Source organism: Gordonia sp. NPDC003429 (assembly GCF_053588575.1).
Genome location: NZ_JBSFQF010000004.1, coordinates 181899 through 199371 on the forward strand (window position 1 = coordinate 181899; position 17473 = coordinate 199371).

Consider the following 17473-nt stretch of genomic DNA (forward strand, 5'->3'; position numbering starts at 1 on the left):
TCACTGTCCATCGGTGTCACTGTCCATCGGTGTTCTCCGTTCTCAGATTGTCCAGGCCAGTACCAGGCCCAGTGCGCACGCGGCCACCGACCCCACGAGTGTGCCCGCAACATTGACGACGAACATCAGCGACCGCCGCTGCTGTGCAAGCCGCACCGATTCGAAGCTCGCCGTGCTGAATGTCGTGAAACCACCACAGAATCCGGTGCCCACCACAGTCTGCACCTCTGCGGGAAGTGCGTGATAGATCACCAGTCCGGCGAGCACGCCGAGCAGAAATGAACCCGCCAGGTTGATGCCGACCGTCGCGAACGGAAAGGTCGTCGACCGCCACCGTTTGACCGAACCGTCGACGACGAACCGCGCGAGGGCACCGAGCGCGCCGGCGATCAGCATGGCGGCGACGATCATTCGACCTCCCCGGGACGCACCCGACGAAGCGCGGCCGCCGCCCCGATCCCGAGCCACGCGCCGATGACGCCGAGTATCACGCTCGTCACCGCGTAGGCCACCGCCGTGGGTGTGGCGCCGTGATGGGACAGCAGCGAGGTCTCCAGTGCGAAGGTGCTGTAGGTGGTGAACGCCCCGCACAGCCCGGTACCGGCGAACAGTCGCATCCGGCGGCGCCAGCCGCTGTCGTCGCCGAACAGGGCAAGCCCTTCCAGCAGCGCGCCCAGGACGAAAGCCCCGGCGAGGTTGATCCCGAAGGTCGCCCACGGCCACGCGGTGGGACCCGTGGGGGCAAACGCCTCCTCGAGCACATATCGCAGGCCGGTGCCCACGATACCGCCGGCGAACACCCAGGCCAGCGCGCCCGGCCGAAAATGTAAGGGGCGCTCGGCATCCGGGTCGGTGGGCAACCCGGGCGGTACATCGGATTCTGGGGCCACGACTGAGTTCCTTCCGTCGATCGGAGCAGGAACCATCAGCCGTCCGGAACCGGGGCCCGTGGGCGGTTCGGGAGCCGAGACCCCCAGGCGAGATCCATCACCTCAGCCGATCGTAACGCGCGCCGTCACGACCCGTCGGACCGACCACCGATCTGACGGACCAGCGCGGTGAGCACATCGGGATCCTCGATGGTCGACGGCACCGCATACTCCTCGTGATCGGCGATCTGACGCATCGTCTTTCGCAAGATCTTGCCCGAGCGAGTCTTGGGCAGTGCAGGGACCACGGTCACGTCACGGAAGGTGGCCACGGCGCCGATCTCGTTGCGCACCAAGGCAACGAGTTCGGCGCGCAGGGCGTCGGGTTCGATGTCGACGCCGGCCTTGAGTACCACGTACCCGCTGGGACGCTGACCCTTCAGGTCGTCGTGGATGCCGATCACCGCGCACTCGGCCACCGCCGGATGCGACGCCACCACGGCTTCGATGCTCCCGGTGGACAACCGGTGTCCGGCGACATTGATCACATCGTCGGACCGGCCGAGGACGAACACGTACCCGTCCGCATCGATGTATCCCGAGTCGCCGGTGAGGTAATAGCCGGGAAACGCGGCGAGATACGAGCTGCGGAAACGATCCTCGTCCTGCCACAGCCCGGCCAGGGTGCCCGGCGGCAACGGGAGTTCGATCACGATGTTGCCCTCCACCTCGGCGCCCACATGGTCGCCGGACGCGTCGACGATGCCGACGCGGTAACCGGGCACCGGCACAGTGGGCGAACCGGCCTTGATCGGCATCGGTTCCAGTCCCCGCAGATTGGCCGCGATGGCCCACCCGGTCTCGGTCTGCCACCAGTGATCGATCACCGGGATGCCGAGCACCTCGCCGGCCCACTCAAACGTGTCGGGGTCGAGCCGTTCACCGGCCGCGAACAACGCGCGCAGCGACGAGATGTCGTACTGGGCGAGCAGTGTGGCGTCCGGATCGGTCTTGCGGATGGCGCGAATGGCGGTGGGCGCGGTGAACAACGCGTTCACCCGATGCTCGGCGATGACACGCCAGAACGCCCCCGCATCCGGGGTGCCCACCGGTTTGCCTTCGTACATCACCGTGGTGGCCCCCACCAGCAGCGGGCCGTAGACGATGTACGAGTGGCCCACCACCCATCCCACATCCGAAGCCGTCCACCAGATGTCGCCCCGGGACATGTCGTAGATGTTGCGCATCGACCAGGTGAGCGCCACCGCATGCCCGCCGTTGTCGCGGACCACACCCTTGGGTTTTCCGGTGGTGCCCGACGTGTAGAGGATGTAGAGGGGATCTGTCGCGGCCACCGGCACCGGCGGCACCGGCCGTGCGGTCTCCATCTCGGTATCCCAGTCCAGCCAGCGCACCGCCGACGTCGCGTCGGTGGCCGGTGCGGCGTGGTCGGCGGCGGACCCGGCGACCTGCGGACGATCCTTCACCACCACCGTTGCTGGAGGTTCCGCCGCGAGTTCGAGCGCCCGGGCAACCATCGGCAGGTACTCCACGGTGCGACCGGGTTCCAGGCCGCTCGACGCCGTGACCAATGCCACCGGCCGCGCATCGTCGATGCGTGTGGCCAGCTCCGGTGCCGCGAAGCCGCCGAAAACCACCGAATGCACCGCCCCGATCCGGGCGCAGGCCAGCATCGCGATTGCCGCCTCGGGAATCATCGGCATGTAGATGATCACCCGGTCACCGTGCGACACACCCGCGCGAGCAAGCACATCGGCGAATCGGGCCACCTCGTCGAGCAACTCGGCGTAGGTGTACTCGCGGATCTCCCCCACCATCGCCGAATCCCAGATCAAGGCCACCCGATCGCCATGTCCTGCGTCGACGTGCCGGTCGAGTGCGTTGTGGCAGGTGTTGAGCCGACCGTCGGGAAACCATCGATAGATCGGCGCATCGGAGTCGTCGAGCGCGATCGACGGCGGATGTGTCCACTCGACCTCGGCGGCGGCCTGCAGCCAGAACGACTCGCGCTCGTCGATGCTACGCCGGAAGGTGTCGTCGTAAATCCCCATCGATGCGCCCTCGTACTTCGTCGTGACGCCTTCCTCACGAATGCGCCTGCGTGGTGTGGTTGACACTAGCGATGCGAGCGTCCGAACGGATCGGGTTCAGGGTGTCTGCGACGGGCGGTCACCACCGCGCGGCGAACGGACAAAAACGGGCCGGTGATGCGCCTCAGTCCAGGTACTTCTCCACCACGCCCGCCGGGCGCGTCGCAGCGTCATTGGGGTCGAGGCCCGCGTCACGCTTGGCCTGTCGTTGGCGAAGCAGATCCCACGCCTGGTCGAGGGCTACCTCGATCTCGCCGAGGCGCTTGTGCTCCTCGTCGGGAGTGATCTCGCGGCGCTCGAGTTTCGCGCGTAGATCGTGTTCTTCACCGATCAGTGCGCTGATGCGGTCATGGATCGACTTGTCGGTGGCCATGAACTCCACCGTAGACCCCGCCACGCGGGTGACGAACCCCGACGAGCGGAGCGACGTCGGGGGCGGGCGGACTACTGGTCGTTCTCGAACGCGGAGACGATCTCCGCGGAGATACGGCCGCGGTCACTGATCTCGTAGCCGTTCTCCCTCGCCCACGCGCGGATGGCCTGGGTGTGGGGTTGAGCGCGTTTGGACGGTCGAGTACCCCGCTGCCGCGGCGCAGAAATACGCGATACCGCGATATAGCGTTCCAGGGTGCGCTCGAATTCGCGGGCATGTGCCGGCGAGGTGTCGAATTCGTACGATTTACCGTTGAGGCCAAATGCGACGGTAACGGCTTCGTTGAGTTCCTTGCCGTCGAGATCGTCGACATACTTCACCACGGTGTGCTTGGCCATACTGGTCCCCCTCAGAACCGCAGCACATATCCCCCGTGGCCAGCGAAAACCCTGCACGATGCCGAAATCCCCCCGCGCGTGGCCCCACCGACAACGCATGCGCTGCACTTATTGTGACCCGAATTGTCTCAACAAAACGCACATTCGTCTAATCGAAAGATCTCGGCGTTTCATGGTCTCTCGCGCGGCGATCGGCGCGTCTCTCGACCTTCGCCGGGTACGCCGCCGGACGGGCAGGATCATCACAACACAGTGGGGTGAAGTACCCCAGGTTTAGTTCCGTCTTCTATAGGAGGATGGAGCTATGCCACGTCAGTACACGCCGGAGTTCCGGCAGAAGTCTGTGCGCATGTTGGAGACAGCGCTGGAGGCCGATGCTGAGCTCTCGGAGTTCGAAGCGATTCGTCAGATCGCATCCAAGCAGCAGATCGCGGAGGAGACCCTCCGCCGGTGGCGGCGTAAGGCCCAGATCGACGCCGGTCAGCGTCCGGGCACGACCAGTGAGGAACATGCCGAGATCCGGCGGCTCAAGAAGGAAGTTGCCGAGCTCAAACGCACCAATGAGCTGTTGAAATCGGCGTCGGCGTTTTTCGCGTCGGAACTCGACCGGACCACGACGAAATGATCACCTTCATCGATAGATTCCGTGATCAGTTCGGGGTCGAGTTCATCTGCCGTACCCTGCGGGCGGCGGGCGTGGTCTTCCTCACTTCACGCGGATACCGTGCGGCGAAATCCCGTGCAGCGTCTGCTCGTTCAGTGCGGGATGTGAAGTTAGTGGAGGCGATCAAGACGGTGCATGCCGCCAACTACGGCGTGTACGGCGTACTCAAGATGCACCACGCGTTGCGTCGAGACGGCTATGACGTCGGTCGCGAGCAAACCCGCCGGCTGATGCGGCTGGCAGGGATACGTGGTGTGCACCGAGGCCGGACTGTCTTCACCACCCGACCCGATCCATCCGCTGCCAAACCCGCAGACTTGGTGAAGCGGAATTTCGTTGCTGAGCAACCGAATACGCTCTGGGTCGTGGACATCACGTATGTACGGACGTGGCAGGGGTTCGCCTATTCCGCGTTCGTCACCGATGCCTGCACACGGGTGATCAAAGGCTGGGCAGTCGCGGCCACCATGCGCACAGAGGACCTTCCACTTCAAGCGTTCAATCACGCTGTGTGGCAATCCGATACCGATCTATCCGGGTTGACTCATCATTCCGACCACGGGTCGCAATACCTGTCGTTGGTCTACACCGACAGACTTGTGGAACTGGGAATCACGCCCAGCGTCGGCACCGTCGGCGACTCCTACGACAACGCCCTCGCGGAGAGCGTCAACGCCAGCTACAAGACCGAGCTCATCTACCGCAACAAACCCTGGCACAGCGTCGAGCAAGTCGAGCTGGCCACCCTGGAATACGTCTGGTGGTACAACCACCAACGCCTGCACGAAGCCCTCGACTACCGCACCCCGGTCGAGTACGAGGCCACCCTGACCAGTGCCTCACAAGTCCGCGGGACCGCCGACCCGGCCCTCGCACCCACATAGGAACTAGACCTGGGGTACTTCAGGGACCACCAGAAACACAGGGGGCTACCAGAAACGAGAAAAACTCCAACCGGACCCTTGGATATCGGGCACCGGTTGGAGTTCTCCAACAGTGGTAGTCCTCGCTGGTGCCAAGGCCAACACCCCAAGGTCCGATAAACATCGAGCTGACCAGGCACAACCTAAACAACAACGTCTCCGATCGCGGGTCACGGAGCAGCTGCGGCGCGACGTCGTTCGGCTGTACGAGGGCGGCATGACGAGTCGCGCGGTTGCCGAGCAGGTCGGACTAGGGAGAACCACAGTACTGAACGTGCTTAGGCGGGAAGGCGTCGTGATTCGACCGCATGGGGCGCGCTACTAGCCGACAAGGGGTGCGGCGCCCTGCGGCCTGATGATCGCCACTTGGTGTCGTGCACGAGTGATACCTACTCGCAGCAGTCGTCTCGCTGCCGCTCGTTGCGCCTCGGTGTCGGTGTCGCGGAAGAAGCTCCCCTGGTACTGCCCTTCGACAAGCAGAACGCCATCAAACTCCTTGCCTTTTGCCTTGTGGATAGTCATGAGCACGCAACCGCGTAGGTCGCGCTGGTCGGACTGAAGCCGACCTGCCTCGAGCGCACGGCGTACCAAGTCGATGGCGCGGCCGTAGCTGCCGCGAAGATCCCATGCCGACGCAAGTCGGCTTCCGATCTCATCGGTTGCCCGGAAGAGCCGGACGAACCTGGCGTTGGCCAGCAGATCCGACAAATCGTTCCCAGCTGCCAACAGATCACGCGCGTGTAGCCAGTCCTGTGCAGGATCACCCTGAAGCACCAGACCGCTGTCGTATGAGGCAGCGAGAGCCTTGGCGCTCGCCAGCCGTTGCGTCTCACCTCTGCGCGCCCGATCTGCAGCAGTTCGGTAACGCTCGCTGGTCTGACGAGCGGCGTTGCTCGCGTTGGCAGCGTTCTTCGCATCGAAATAATCGGCGATGCGGTCGAAGGTCTGGCCGAGTGCCACCTCCTTGGGGCAGCCCGGCCATTCGAGAATCGAAGCCACTACCAGGGCAGCCGCTGCCGTGAGGTCGGCGTCCCACAATACGTCGTGCTCGACGGGTCTGATCGTCTGGCCGTTGAAATTGTGCTCTTGCGCCAGGATCGTCGACAGCTTGCCGACGAGCGCGTTCGTTCTGGCAAGTACGACGACGGAGGGATGAGCGATACCCGCCTTGCGGAGCGAGCCGAGCATCCAGACCACGCCAGCGTGAACGGTGCTGTCGAAAGCGTTCGCCCAGTATGCGCGCGTGATCACGTCTTTGGTGTCCGGCAAAGGTCGGTTCGTCAGTACGGCGTTGGCGTAATGCAGGATGCCAGCGTCAGGACTTCGATGGTTCTCCCCGCTGAGATCAAACTCGGCGGGGCCGAGGTGAGCGCGCAGGTGATCAAGGCGCTCCGGGTCTACCCTTGCGTCATAGTCGAAGATCCGCTGATCAGGGTCGGCCATAAACACGGTTTTCGACCGCTCTGAGAGCGTCCGAACAAGCGCCCACTGTGCGTCGTCGGTGTCCTGGAACTCGTCCAGGATGACCACGGGGTACTTATTGGCGAGTAGCGATGCAATCGACGCGCTGCCAGCAACGAGTTGGGCGGCAGCGGCTGCGAACTGCCCGAATACGTAGCGGCCTTCCTCCCGTGCCAGGCGTTCGATCTCGGTGTCCCAGTCTCCTTCGAAGACCGCTTTAGAGAGGTTCTCGTCGCCGGGATAGACGATTCGCGGAGCATGTCCGGTGAGCAGTCGACCATGTGCGCGCAAAACCTCCATCGCGAACGCGTGGTAGGTGCGCACCGCGATTTGCCGACGCTCTTCCGAACGCAAAATATCGCGACAGCGGATCTCAACCTGCCGGACGGCAGCCCGAGAGAAACTGAGGAAGAGGATCTCCTGGCCAGGCTGCAGGACGGGAAGCATCGCTTGGGCTTTCAGAAGCGACAGCGTGGTCTTGCCGGAGCCGGGGCCGCCGAGTACCAAGACGGGGCAATCGTGGTCCACGGCTCCCTGGGCAGTCTCGGAGAGCTGCAACTCCACGCCACCTACTCCTCGGGCTCTGCAGCACCGGCCCCCGGCGCTGCAGTGTCGTCGTCCAGTATCAGTTCAGGCTCGTCCTGGAGCTGTTCGTTGATGGTGAGGAGCGCGTCCCGAATGAAAGCTGGTAGATCGGCCTCGGTCTCGCACTGCTCGATGAGTGTGCCGGTGTATCCGAAGCCAAACGCATCGCCCTTGCGAGCCTTCAGCACCTTCACTGCCAACTCGGCCAAGTCGTCATCAGCAACCTGCTCGGCCACGTAGGGATGGCTTGACGGATAGTCGTCGCGCTGCACGACTTTGTCGAGGAAGCTCCGCAACACACGCGTTGAAACCTGCTTCACGAGGATCTGCTCGATGCCGGTCTCCGGCGACTCCCAGAACTCGTCGAACGACTTGATGTTCTCAGCCGCGTCCGCTGCATCAGGGGCGTTCAGCTTGTCTCGCATGCCATAGACCCGCTTGCCAAGCGCCTTGAAGATCGGGGCGTACCGCGGCACTTCGCGGTCATTTCCTGCATTGAAGAGGGTGACGCCGGTGAGATCAACGTGCGAGTAATCGTCACGGACCTGCTCGAGCGCCGATGAGACGGCGTGCACGGCGACCATCTCCGTCTGACCCTCAAGGACGAAGACCGCCCGACTCAGGATCGCCTCTGCAAACTGGCGACGCTGCGTGCGGTATGTCTTAGGCTTGACGCTCGTCGTGTCGATCGGTGCGCCGGAGAACGTATTCCCATCGCGCGACAGGATCACTACGTTCTCCGGATCGAACTGCTCGATGACGTAGGGCGAATGGGAGGTGACAATCGACTGTCCCATTTGCTGCACCACGTACTTCGTCACGCGCCGCTGGGTGTGAGGAGGAAGGGCGATCTCGGGCTCCTCCATCACGAAGATGACCGACTGGTCTTCCTTGAGGTCCGCGATGATCGTCAGCAATGCGAAGACCAGCAGGTTGATCGAGCCAGTGCCCTGCTTGGTGAACGGTACTGAGTGGTTGCTCGGTTGTGTCGCAACGAAGAGTCGGACGACTTCACGGAGGTGCTCACGTGTGAGATCTGATGCGAAGAAAGCCGCAGCGTTCTCACTAGGAGCCAGGTTGACAAACTTACCGAGTCGCGTGCGAATGTTCTCCCGGATGATCCTAAGTTGTTCGATCTCTCCGATAGCTGGATCGAGGTTCTGCAACGCGCCAAGCGCATCCCGCCACATCTCCTCCGCGCCCTCACCGCCTAGCCGGAGTATGGAGTCGAGCAGCGAACCGCGCTGCAGACTGAGCGCACGAGATCCGGTGCGCAGCGCTCGCAAGAAGACGAAGCCACAAACCCGCTTGTGCAAGCGGCTGAACTGCGCGCGGCCCGCGCCAAGTGATGCGCGCTCGTCTTCGTCAAGATCGTCGAGTTCGGGCAGCGGGTGATCAAAGAACGTGTCCCCGATGAAGTCGTCTTCCTCGCGGTCATATCGTCCAATGAAGATCACGGGCAGCGCCCAAACGGTTCCGTCGCCGTCGGCGGATTGGATACTGTCTGGCTCCTCGTCGATGAACGAAAGCGTCTCGTCGTCCCATCGCCGGACGTGCTGGAAGAACCGACGCAACTGTTCGTCCGATAGGTCAGTGAGCACGACGCGAATACGTATCTCGCGGGGGTCGCCCTCGCCACCAATGTAGTCGCCGTGAGAGAAGTCGTGCTCGTCGATGACGGGGCGACGATAGAGACGTTCTGGCCCCAATACCAGCTCCAGTGCGTCGCAGACCGTCGACTTCCCGATGTTGTTTCCGCCGACCAGCAGGGTGTGCTGCTGGAACACTACGTGTCCCGCCACGATTCCGCGGAAGTTCTCGATTTCGACCTGCCGAACCCTCATGCCAGCGCTTTCCTGATCAAGCAGTGTCTCGCGAACACTCGGCGCTTCAATTGCACTTGCTCCCAGCTGTTTTCCCTCACTGGTCGCCTCCAGTGCCCAGCCCGAAGAACCGCTCAAAGAACGCGGCGAGTTTCTGGATCACACGCTGCTTCTTCTCGCCATGACCGCCGCCGTTCGCGAATCGGGACACGGGAGGCAGCACCTTGGTGATCGCCGTACCGGTGGTGCGTAGCGCGCCATCGCGGAAGGCCGTCTCGACGAAGTCGCGCGTGTTGTCGGCACGGAGGTTCTCGTCCTCGATGATCTTGGCCAGCTCAGCTTCGCGCTTGGCCGCGATGAATGCCTGCCACTCTTCGTCGATCGCTCCGTCGACCGATACCGAGTCGACGAAGTCCTCGATGAGGTCCTTCTTGTTGCGCAAGGTCGGGCTGGCATCGACCGCACGAGAGATCTCAGCGCGGATCTCCCTGTCCTCGCCATCGCCGCCGTGCTCCTCGCGGTACTTGGCGACGAGCATGAGGATGTAGTCGACGTTGATCTCGACCTGCTTGATCAGTTCGACCTCGAAGACCACGTCGTCGTTGATCAGCTCTTTGTCGGCGTCGGTGCCCTTGCGGAACTCGGCGTACAGGTCGAGGTAGACACTGCGGTAGTCCTGACCCTGGCGTTCAGTCAGGATCTCGTTGCCGGCGAAGTCGTCAAACGATGTGAGGATGTTCTCCAGCCGCAGGATCTGCCCAAACAGCGCGATGAATTCCTTCTGCGCGGCCTCGCCGACGATCGGCTCTCCGAGCGGGAACGCCGACAGCATCTCGTGCACCTTCTCGGAGTACTCGCTGTAGTACTCCCCGTAGGGCTTGAGGATCACCACACCGCGTGCGTCCTTGTTGCCAAACAGCTCCAGCGCCTTATTGGTGGCGTCCTCGAGGTCGCGGAAGGCAACGATGTTGCCATAGGTCTTTACTGAGTTCAGGATGCGGTTGGTGCGGGAGTACGCCTGGATCAGGCCATGCGCGCGCAGGTTCTTGTCCACGAACAGGGTGTTCAGCGTGGTTGCATCGAACCCGGTGAGGAACATATTGACCACGATCACCAGGTCGAGTTCGCGGTTCTTCAACCGCTGCGACAGATCCTTGTAGTAGTTCTGGAACTTGTCGGCACTGGTGTCGTAGCTGGTGCCGAACATCTCGTTGTAGTCGATGATCGCGTCTTCGAGGGCCGAGCGTGCGTCGGTCGGGAGATCGTCGGTCTCGAAGCCCTCGTCATCGATGATGCCGTCGTCGACTGCTTCGTTGGCTCCGTAGGAGTAGATGAGCCCGATCTTGAGGCGCTTATCGGCGGGCAGCTTCTCCTGTTCCCACTTCAGCACGTTGTAGTAGATACGTGCCGCCTGGATCGAGGCAGTAGCGAAAATGGCGTTGAAGCCGCGCACCCGTTTGCGTTCGCGCAGCGCTTCGGCTTGACGGCGTGTGCGTGTCGCCTGCGGCACGTTGGTCACCACCGAGTGCTCGTAGCTCGACGACCGCTTCGTCTTCTGGTCAAAGTGCTGCAGGGTGTATTTGACGATCTCACCGATGCGGCGCTCGTCCAGCAGCGCCTTCTCCCGGTCGATCGCCGAGACCTGCTTGTCATCGGGATTGCCGACCTTGATCGTGTTGATGTAGTCGATCCGGAAAGGCAGCACGTTCTTGTCGGTGATCGCGTCGACGATCGTGTAGGTGTGCAGCTTCTCACCAAACGCCTGCTCGGTGGTTTTGAACTGCGGATTGCCGCCGCTGCCACTGTTTTCGGCGAAGATCGGAGTGCCGGTGAAGCCAAACAGGTTGTAGCGTTTGAACGCCTTGGTGATGTCGGTGTGCATATCACCGAACTGCGAACGGTGACATTCATCGAAGATGATCACGACATGCTCACCGGTGATCGCGTGATTCTTGTTGGCCTTGATGAAGGTCGAAAGCTTCTGGATCGTCGTGATGATGATCCGGGCGGTCGGGTCTTCGAGTTGCTTCTTCAGCACGGCCGTCGAGGTGTTGGAGTTCGCTGCACCTTTTTGGAAGCGGTCGTACTCGCGCATCGTCTGATAGTCGAGGTCCTTGCGGTCCACGACAAACAGCACTTTTTCCACGCTCGGTAGTTTCGAGGCGAGCTGTGCCGTCTTGAACGATGTCAGCGTCTTGCCCGAGCCCGTGGTGTGCCACACGTATCCCCCGGCCGCGACGGAGCCGAGCTGCTTGTAGTTCGTGGCGATGTCGATGCGCTGCAAGATTCGCTCGGTCGCCACAATCTGGTACGGACGCATGACGAGCAGCAGCCGATCGGCAGTCAACACGCAGTAGCGGGTCAGGATGTTGAGTAACGTGTGCTTGGCAAAGAAGGTCTTCGCAAACGACGTCAGGTCTTGGATCGGTTTGTTCTGCGCATCCGCCCACCAGGATGTGAACTCGAACGAGTTCGACGTCTTGCGACCCTTTCCCGGCTTCTGCCCCTCTTTGAGGTGCTGGCTGCGCGTGGTGTTCGAGTAGTACTTCGTCAGTGTGCCGTTGCTGATGACGAACAACTGCACGTACTCGAACAGTCCAGAGCCCGCCCAAAAGCTGTCGCGCTGATACCGATTGATCTGATTGAACGCCTCGCGGATATCAACACCACGCCGCTTGAGCTCGATGTGCACCATCGGCAGACCGTTCAGCAGAACCGTCACGTCGTAGCGGTTAGCGTAGCGCCCTCCTGCGCTTTCCTCGTCGGCAGGGTCGGCTCGGTCGACTTCGTACTGGTTGATGACCTGCAGTCGGTTGTTGTGGATGTTCTGCTTGTCCAGGAGCGTGATGTTCTTGGTTGAGCCGTCGTCGCGCTTGAGGATCTGCACGTAATCCTCCTGGATACGCACAGTCTTCTCGGCGATGCCGTCGTTCTTTCCGGCAATCGTGTTGTCGAAGAAGTCAGTCCACTCCCCATCCGAGAACGTGATCTGGTTCAACGCCTCCAGCTGCGCGCGGAGGTTTGCCACGAGCTGCGCTTCCGACGTGATCGCCAGGTACTCGTATGCCTGCGACTCCAGCAGTTTGACCAGCTCACGCTCCAGCGCAGCCTCCGACTGGTATGCGGCCTCCGACGTTGCGTCCGGCACGTACTCGGCGACGACCGTGCTCTCGGCAGAGACAGCAATCGGGTCGTATTTACGTAGCTTTGCCTCACTCACGCCGTCGCCTCCTCAAAGGTCAGCAGCTTGTCGCGGTAGTACTCGTACTGCTTGCGACGTCCTGCGAGCTCGGCGGGGAGACCGATACTGAGGTCATTCACGAGGGCATCAAACTTATCAAGTAGCGCCACTACCTCTTCTTGCGTTTCCCTTGGCGGCAGGGGAATCTCGACTGACCTCACGATCTCGGCATTGAGATTCTTGACCGTCCCAGCACCGGCGCGACGTGCGAACTCTTCCTGAATGGGTTCAGATCGCAGCAAATAGTACAGGTAGTCTGATACGAACGACTTCTCGAAGTCGCTAATAGCCAGCCAGCCGTCGTGGATATAGCCTTCGATCTTCGATATATATGGCCGTCCGAAACTCATTGAGTTCGACAACACAAAATCTCCCGGGCCAACACGGCGAGACTTGGCGGCACCTTCCGGAGTCACATGCTGAGCAGTAGCGGTGATGTATTTACCGCGAGGGGGAACATCGCCGATTTTTATCCAAGGAACGCCCTCTGCAGATGTCGTAACGAACTTCTGGATCGGTCGTGGCGAAGCTCCTCGAACGATCGTGGCAACATCACCAAACCGCACACGAGGCACTTCATCTTCGTTCGTAAGCAACTGGCCGGCATAGAAGTCGTACTGGCGGCGGCGCGCTTCCAGCTCTGCTTCCAGCTCTGCTTCCAGCTGAGTGAACTGATCCAATATTCGCACAATCTCGCGCTGCACTTCGAGAGGCGGCACGGGAATTCTGATAGTTTCGAGCTTCTTCGCAGAGACATCTATTACTTTTGTCCCGGTCGCGAGCACGCGCTTCTGGTCGTAGAAAGCTGGAGATTGTAACCAGTAAGACAAGTACTTCGGCTCCATCGAGTGCTTAATTATGGTTGCATGGCCGCCTGTCACAATTTGACCATCTCCCAGCCAGGCAACCGCTTTACCGACATCATCAAGGTTTTCACTCGTATTCGTGATGATAATGTCGCCAGGATCAGCCTTTGCGAGCTTTTCGGAGGCTTCAGGGGAAACAAAAGACAGTGTTTGGTCTGTCCACGCACCATACTTAGTATAGATTTGCCCATAATGAATAGCACCGACACCAGAATCGGTGAGCACACTCTTTGGCATGCCGTTCCCACGAACCAGCTGAGCAATATCTCCAAGGGCCTTAAACTCAACTCCGTTCGGAGAGAGCTCTGCGATCAAGTCATCGATACGGCTCACAGTTCGTCCTCCCCGACCAGCGCGAGAAGGTCTTCAACCGCGAGCTGCTGCTCGGGGTCTGCGTGGCCATCGGCAATCCTGATACCGTCCGAGCGCAGAACGTCAATCGGGTCACGCTGATCCTCGGGGTCATGCCAGCGAAACTCGTCGGCGACCCGCCCGTCCCACCTCAGAACACGATAGGCGTTGTCGCAATCTGCGCTGCGGCTGAGGTGGCCGGCCATCGCGACGGGCCCGGTTCCCACAGCCTCGGCGAGGTTGTTGTAGCTCGTCCATCGCCCAGTGGGCAGAGCGTCCAGGATGGCGTGCGCCTGCGACCAGTCGAATCGCTTCTGATCGCTGAAACTCTCTTTGTATCCCGCAAGGAGAGCATCGTCGTACTTGGGTCGACCCCAGATCGCAACTGCTTGTGCTGCAAGAGTATTGGCGCGCTTGCCAATCTCGACTGCGTTCCAGGAGTCAAGCTGCGCAAGCCCTTGGTTGAGACGGAGCGGACTGTGCTTGAATCCGCCTTCCATGTCTCTCTTGTCGTCGAACGGGCGGTCGGAGTACTCCGGGTTGTAGCCGGTCAAGGTGAGGTTGCCGAGGGTATGGAGGTAGCGGTCGTGATCGGCCTCCCAATTGGCCCCGAGCGCTTGCTGCCACGCGGGATTGGCGTTCTGCGGCATGATGTGTTCGATCGTGTATTCGGCGATCGACACCTCTTCCTTGCGGCCGTGATTCTCCATCTTTCGGAAGAAGTAGCTGCGACGCTTCACGTTGTACATGTCGGTGGTCTTGAGAGCCTCCTCGAACTCTTCGTCGGCCGGGAATCGCCGATAGTTCGGCAGTGTCAGGAGGCGTGCGCAGACGCTTACGACATAGTTGTCCTCGTTGATCGCGGCAGACAGGTTCGCGAAGGTCTTGTTGAGGCTGTTGGTAGGAATGCGGCATACCACCCGGCGGAACAGGTACGAGATCACCGCGTCGAGGATTGCGGCGAAGTCATCACCGCTGAGGACACCGGCTGCGTAGTCCGCGTAGAGGCGCAGTTGGAACGGGTACGTGACGGTGGCAAGCTGGTCGACTTCGGCGAATCTGCGCGCCAGTTTCGTATCGGGTTCCTTCCCAAGTGCCATGTTGGCGAACCATGTCGCGTGGCGGCTGAGGTCGATGACCAGGTCATCTCTGCTAGTACCTGCGGCTTCCTGCTCAAAGGCGTATGCCTTGAAAGCCTCGTAGATCTCGATGAGGCGCGGGATGGAGTTGGTCTTGACGGTTAGATAGTGACGGACGAACTCGTCAAACCGCTTCTCGTCGTCACCCTGGAACAGGCGCTCCATCGGGAACCAGTAGTCCTCGTAGAGCTGCTCCTGTTGCGCTGGCGGTAGGTCCATCAGCACGAAGTTGCGGATGAGGTCAGCTTGGGAAAGCTTCTTGCCAGTGGCGTTCATCGACTCGAACACCAGCTGCGGGTCGTCCATACCGCGGGTGAGCTTCACATCGACCACTACGAGTTTGTCGAGCCCCTTACAGACGTGGGTCAGGTCGATCTCGGGATCATCGAGTCGGGCAACAAAGTATGCGTAATTGTCCGCTACCCGTGAGGTGGTATCAGGCATCGGAGCACTTCGGACAACTGCCTTCAAGGCATCTCTGTCGCGTTGAGACAGTGTCAGCTTGAAGTAGTCATCGCCGGATTCATACTCATTCCGTAAGTACAGCCCCCGAATCTTCTGTGGGGCGAAGCCCGGCTCGGGTTCCTGTTCATCTACCGGCAGGGTTTCCAACTTGGCGGCGAGCGCGGCCAGAACAAGTGTCACTGTGGTGACGCGTTGTTGTCCGTCGATTATCAGGTCGGGCTCGCGCGAAGTGTTGGAGCCTTGGTCTCGCTCGATGTAGACGATCGAGCCGGTAAAATGGCTGTTCAGCTTCTCACGTGCACCAGCGCGGATGATGTCTTGCCATAGCTGCTCGCACTCCGCCTCACCCCACGAATAGACCCGCTGATAGATCGGCACGACGAACCGATCACTCTGCTTCAGCAGCTTCAACAGATTTGTGTCGACCGCCTTCACTTGGCGACCCCTTCGAGGTCGGCCACGATCTCATCGATAGACGTGCGGAGTTGCTGCTGCCGGACGACGATCCGAGCGATCTCGGCGTTCAGTTCCGCGATGTCGACGATCTCGCGCAGATCTTCTTGCTCGACATAGCTGGACACTGCGATGTTGTAGTCGTTGGCTGCGATGTCTTCGTTTGCCACGAGCTTCGCGACATGGTCGGCGTCTTGGCGGGCCGATAGGGTGTCGAGAATATGATTCTGGTTCTCCGGAAGCAGCTTGTTCTTGTTGCCGAGGCGCTTGAACTCTGCCGATGCATCGACGAACAGCACGCTGTTGTCCTTCTTGGACTTCTTGAGCACGATGATGCATGTCGCAATCGTGGTGCCGAAGAACAGATCTGGCGGTAGCTGGATCACCGAGTCGACGTAATTGTTGTCGATCAGATACTTTCGGATCTTCGCCTCCGCACCACCGCGGTAGAGCACACCCGGAAACTCAACGATCGCCGCCGTGCCGTTGACGGCCAGCCACGACAGGATGTGCATCGTAAATGCCAAGTCGGCCTTGGACTTCGGCGCGAGTACGCCCGCCGGGGCGAACCGCTCATCGTTGATCAGCAGCGGATTGGCGTCGCCCTCCCACTTGATCGAGTAGGGCGGATTGGAGACGATCGCCTCGAACGGCTCGTCATCCCAGTGCTGCGGATCGGTGAGCGTGTCGCCGTGGGCGATGTCGAACTTCTCGTAGTTCACGTCGTGCAGGAACATGTTGATGCGGGCGAGGTTGTAGGTGGTCAGGTTGATCTCCTGGCCGTAGAAGCCACCTACGTTCCCTTTGCCGAGCACCTTGGCGAACTTGAGCAGCAGCGATCCCGACCCAGCGGCCGGGTCGTAGACGCGATTCACCCGCTTCTTGCCCGCGACGGTGATTTTTGCGAGCACTTCGGAGACCTCCTGCGGCGTGTAGTACTCGCCACCTGATTTGCCGGCCTGGGATGCGTACATCTGCATGAGGTACTCGTAGGCATCGCCGAAAAGGTCGATCGAGTTGTCTTCAAAGTTGCCGAGCGGAAGGTCGCCGATTGCGTCGAGCAACTTGACTAGCTTCTCGTTACGCTTGGCGACGGTGTTACCGAGCTTGGAGCTGTTGACGTCGAGGTCGTCAAACAGGCCCTTGAGGTCATCTTCGCTTTCAGTGCCGACGGCCGACCCTTCGATGTTCTTGAAGACCCGCTCAAGGGTCTCGTTCAGGTTCACATCTCGGGGTGCACGCTCGCGGACGTTCTGAAAGAGCTCAGACGGCAGGATGTAGAAGCCCTTTTCGTCGACAGTATCTTTACGACCAAACTCAGCGTTCTTGTCGTCGAGCTTTGCGTAATCGAAGCCCGCGTCTCCGGCTTCGTGTTCGAGCTTATTTAAGTATGCGGTGAGATTTTCGGAGATAAATCGATAGAACAGCATGCCGAGTACATAACTCTTGAAGTCCCAGCCATCCACGCTTCCACGAAGATCATTGGCGATTCGCCAAATTGTCTTGTGCAGCTCGGCCCGCTGCCCTTCTTTTGTCGTCGGTGACATATCCATCTCTCCCGGGCATCGCGAGGCTACCCCATTTAATGATGTTCACATTATATCATTGTTTAGAACATATGTGCGAACATCGTCACTTGCGTAATCTGCTGCGATCAGCATGCCAGAGCTGTGGGACAAGATCGGGGACGTCATGACCCGAGCCACGATGTGAGACAGCTATGCCCAGTCAGCGCTTGCCGCTACGCCTGA

Annotated in this window: 13 protein-coding genes, 1 riboswitch and 1 other annotated feature; of the genes, 2 read left to right on the forward strand and 11 right to left on the reverse strand. The window is 60.8% G+C overall.

From position 1 onward, the window contains the following. Nucleotides 1–42: 42 nt before the first annotated feature. The 5 genes from crcB to ACWDSI_RS07535 all read right to left on the reverse strand — a co-directional run bounded on the left by crcB (nt 43) and on the right by ACWDSI_RS07535 (nt 3751). A complete protein-coding gene (crcB, locus tag ACWDSI_RS07515) occupies nt 43–411 on the reverse strand; it encodes a fluoride efflux transporter CrcB (RefSeq protein ID WP_449756151.1) in 369 nt (122 codons plus the stop codon). Continuing rightward, nucleotides 408–890, reverse strand: a complete 483-nt coding sequence (locus tag ACWDSI_RS07520; RefSeq protein ID WP_449756152.1) for a fluoride efflux transporter FluC — start codon at nt 888–890, stop codon at nt 408–410. Before ACWDSI_RS07520 ends, crcB begins: the two co-directional genes overlap by 4 nt. A 19-nt stretch (nt 891–909) precedes the next feature. Then, a riboswitch (Fluoride riboswitch) is annotated at nt 910–1001 on the reverse strand. Between the two features lie 14 nt (nt 1002–1015). Continuing rightward, the gene (locus tag ACWDSI_RS07525) at nt 1016–2941 is read right to left on the reverse strand and encodes a propionyl-CoA synthetase (protein ID WP_449756153.1); all 1926 of its coding nucleotides are present in this window, start codon (nt 2939–2941) and stop codon (nt 1016–1018) included. 163 nt (nt 2942–3104) lie between these two features. Further along, nucleotides 3105–3353, reverse strand: a complete 249-nt coding sequence (locus ACWDSI_RS07530) for a DUF2630 family protein (protein WP_449745304.1) — start codon at nt 3351–3353, stop codon at nt 3105–3107. A 71-nt stretch (nt 3354–3424) separates the two neighbouring features. Next, entirely contained in the window at nt 3425–3751 is a 327-nt protein-coding gene (locus ACWDSI_RS07535) for a histone-like nucleoid-structuring protein Lsr2 (protein WP_449756154.1), read from the reverse strand. Between the two features lie 304 nt (nt 3752–4055). Between ACWDSI_RS07535 and ACWDSI_RS07540 the strand changes: the two genes are divergently transcribed. Next, nucleotides 4056–5299, forward strand: a protein-coding gene (locus ACWDSI_RS07540; protein WP_449756155.1) for an IS3 family transposase whose coding sequence is annotated in 2 segments (ribosomal slippage) — nt 4056–4362 and nt 4362–5299 — 1245 coding nt in all. Because the reading frame shifts where the segments join, the coding sequence is not laid out codon by codon here. Further along, nucleotides 4334–4444: a sequence feature (AL1L pseudoknot), on the forward strand. (Overlaps the previous gene by 111 nt.) 112 nt (nt 5300–5411) lie before the next feature. After that, on the forward strand, nt 5412–5663 hold the full coding sequence (locus ACWDSI_RS07545) for a helix-turn-helix domain-containing protein (protein WP_449756156.1): 252 nt from the start codon (nt 5412–5414) through the stop codon (nt 5661–5663). Here the strand turns inward: ACWDSI_RS07545 and ACWDSI_RS07550 are convergent. Genes ACWDSI_RS07550 through ACWDSI_RS07575 form a run of 6 tightly spaced genes read right to left on the reverse strand, consistent with a single transcriptional unit; the run spans nt 5660 to nt 17269 of the window. After that, entirely contained in the window at nt 5660–7363 is a 1704-nt protein-coding gene (locus tag ACWDSI_RS07550; RefSeq protein WP_449756157.1) for a UvrD-helicase domain-containing protein, read from the reverse strand. The genes ACWDSI_RS07545 and ACWDSI_RS07550 overlap by 4 nt on opposite strands. A gap of 5 nt (nt 7364–7368) precedes the next feature. After that, entirely contained in the window at nt 7369–9345 is a 1977-nt protein-coding gene (locus ACWDSI_RS07555) for an ATP-dependent nuclease (RefSeq protein WP_449756158.1), read from the reverse strand. Then, nucleotides 9305–12427, reverse strand: coding sequence for a type I restriction endonuclease subunit R (locus ACWDSI_RS07560; protein WP_449756159.1), 3123 nt, complete (start codon nt 12425–12427; stop codon nt 9305–9307). The genes ACWDSI_RS07555 and ACWDSI_RS07560 overlap by 41 nt, the downstream gene beginning before the upstream one ends. Further along, on the reverse strand, nt 12424–13647 hold the full coding sequence (locus ACWDSI_RS07565; RefSeq protein ID WP_449756160.1) for a restriction endonuclease subunit S: 1224 nt from the start codon (nt 13645–13647) through the stop codon (nt 12424–12426). The genes ACWDSI_RS07560 and ACWDSI_RS07565 overlap by 4 nt, the downstream gene beginning before the upstream one ends. Beyond that, a complete protein-coding gene (locus ACWDSI_RS07570) occupies nt 13644–15704 on the reverse strand; it encodes a DUF262 domain-containing protein (protein WP_449756161.1) in 2061 nt (686 codons plus the stop codon). Before ACWDSI_RS07570 ends, ACWDSI_RS07565 begins: the two co-directional genes overlap by 4 nt. After that, nucleotides 15701–17269, reverse strand: coding sequence for a type I restriction-modification system subunit M (locus ACWDSI_RS07575; RefSeq protein ID WP_449756215.1), 1569 nt, complete (start codon nt 17267–17269; stop codon nt 15701–15703). Before ACWDSI_RS07575 ends, ACWDSI_RS07570 begins: the two co-directional genes overlap by 4 nt. Nucleotides 17270–17473: the final 204 nt, after the last annotated feature.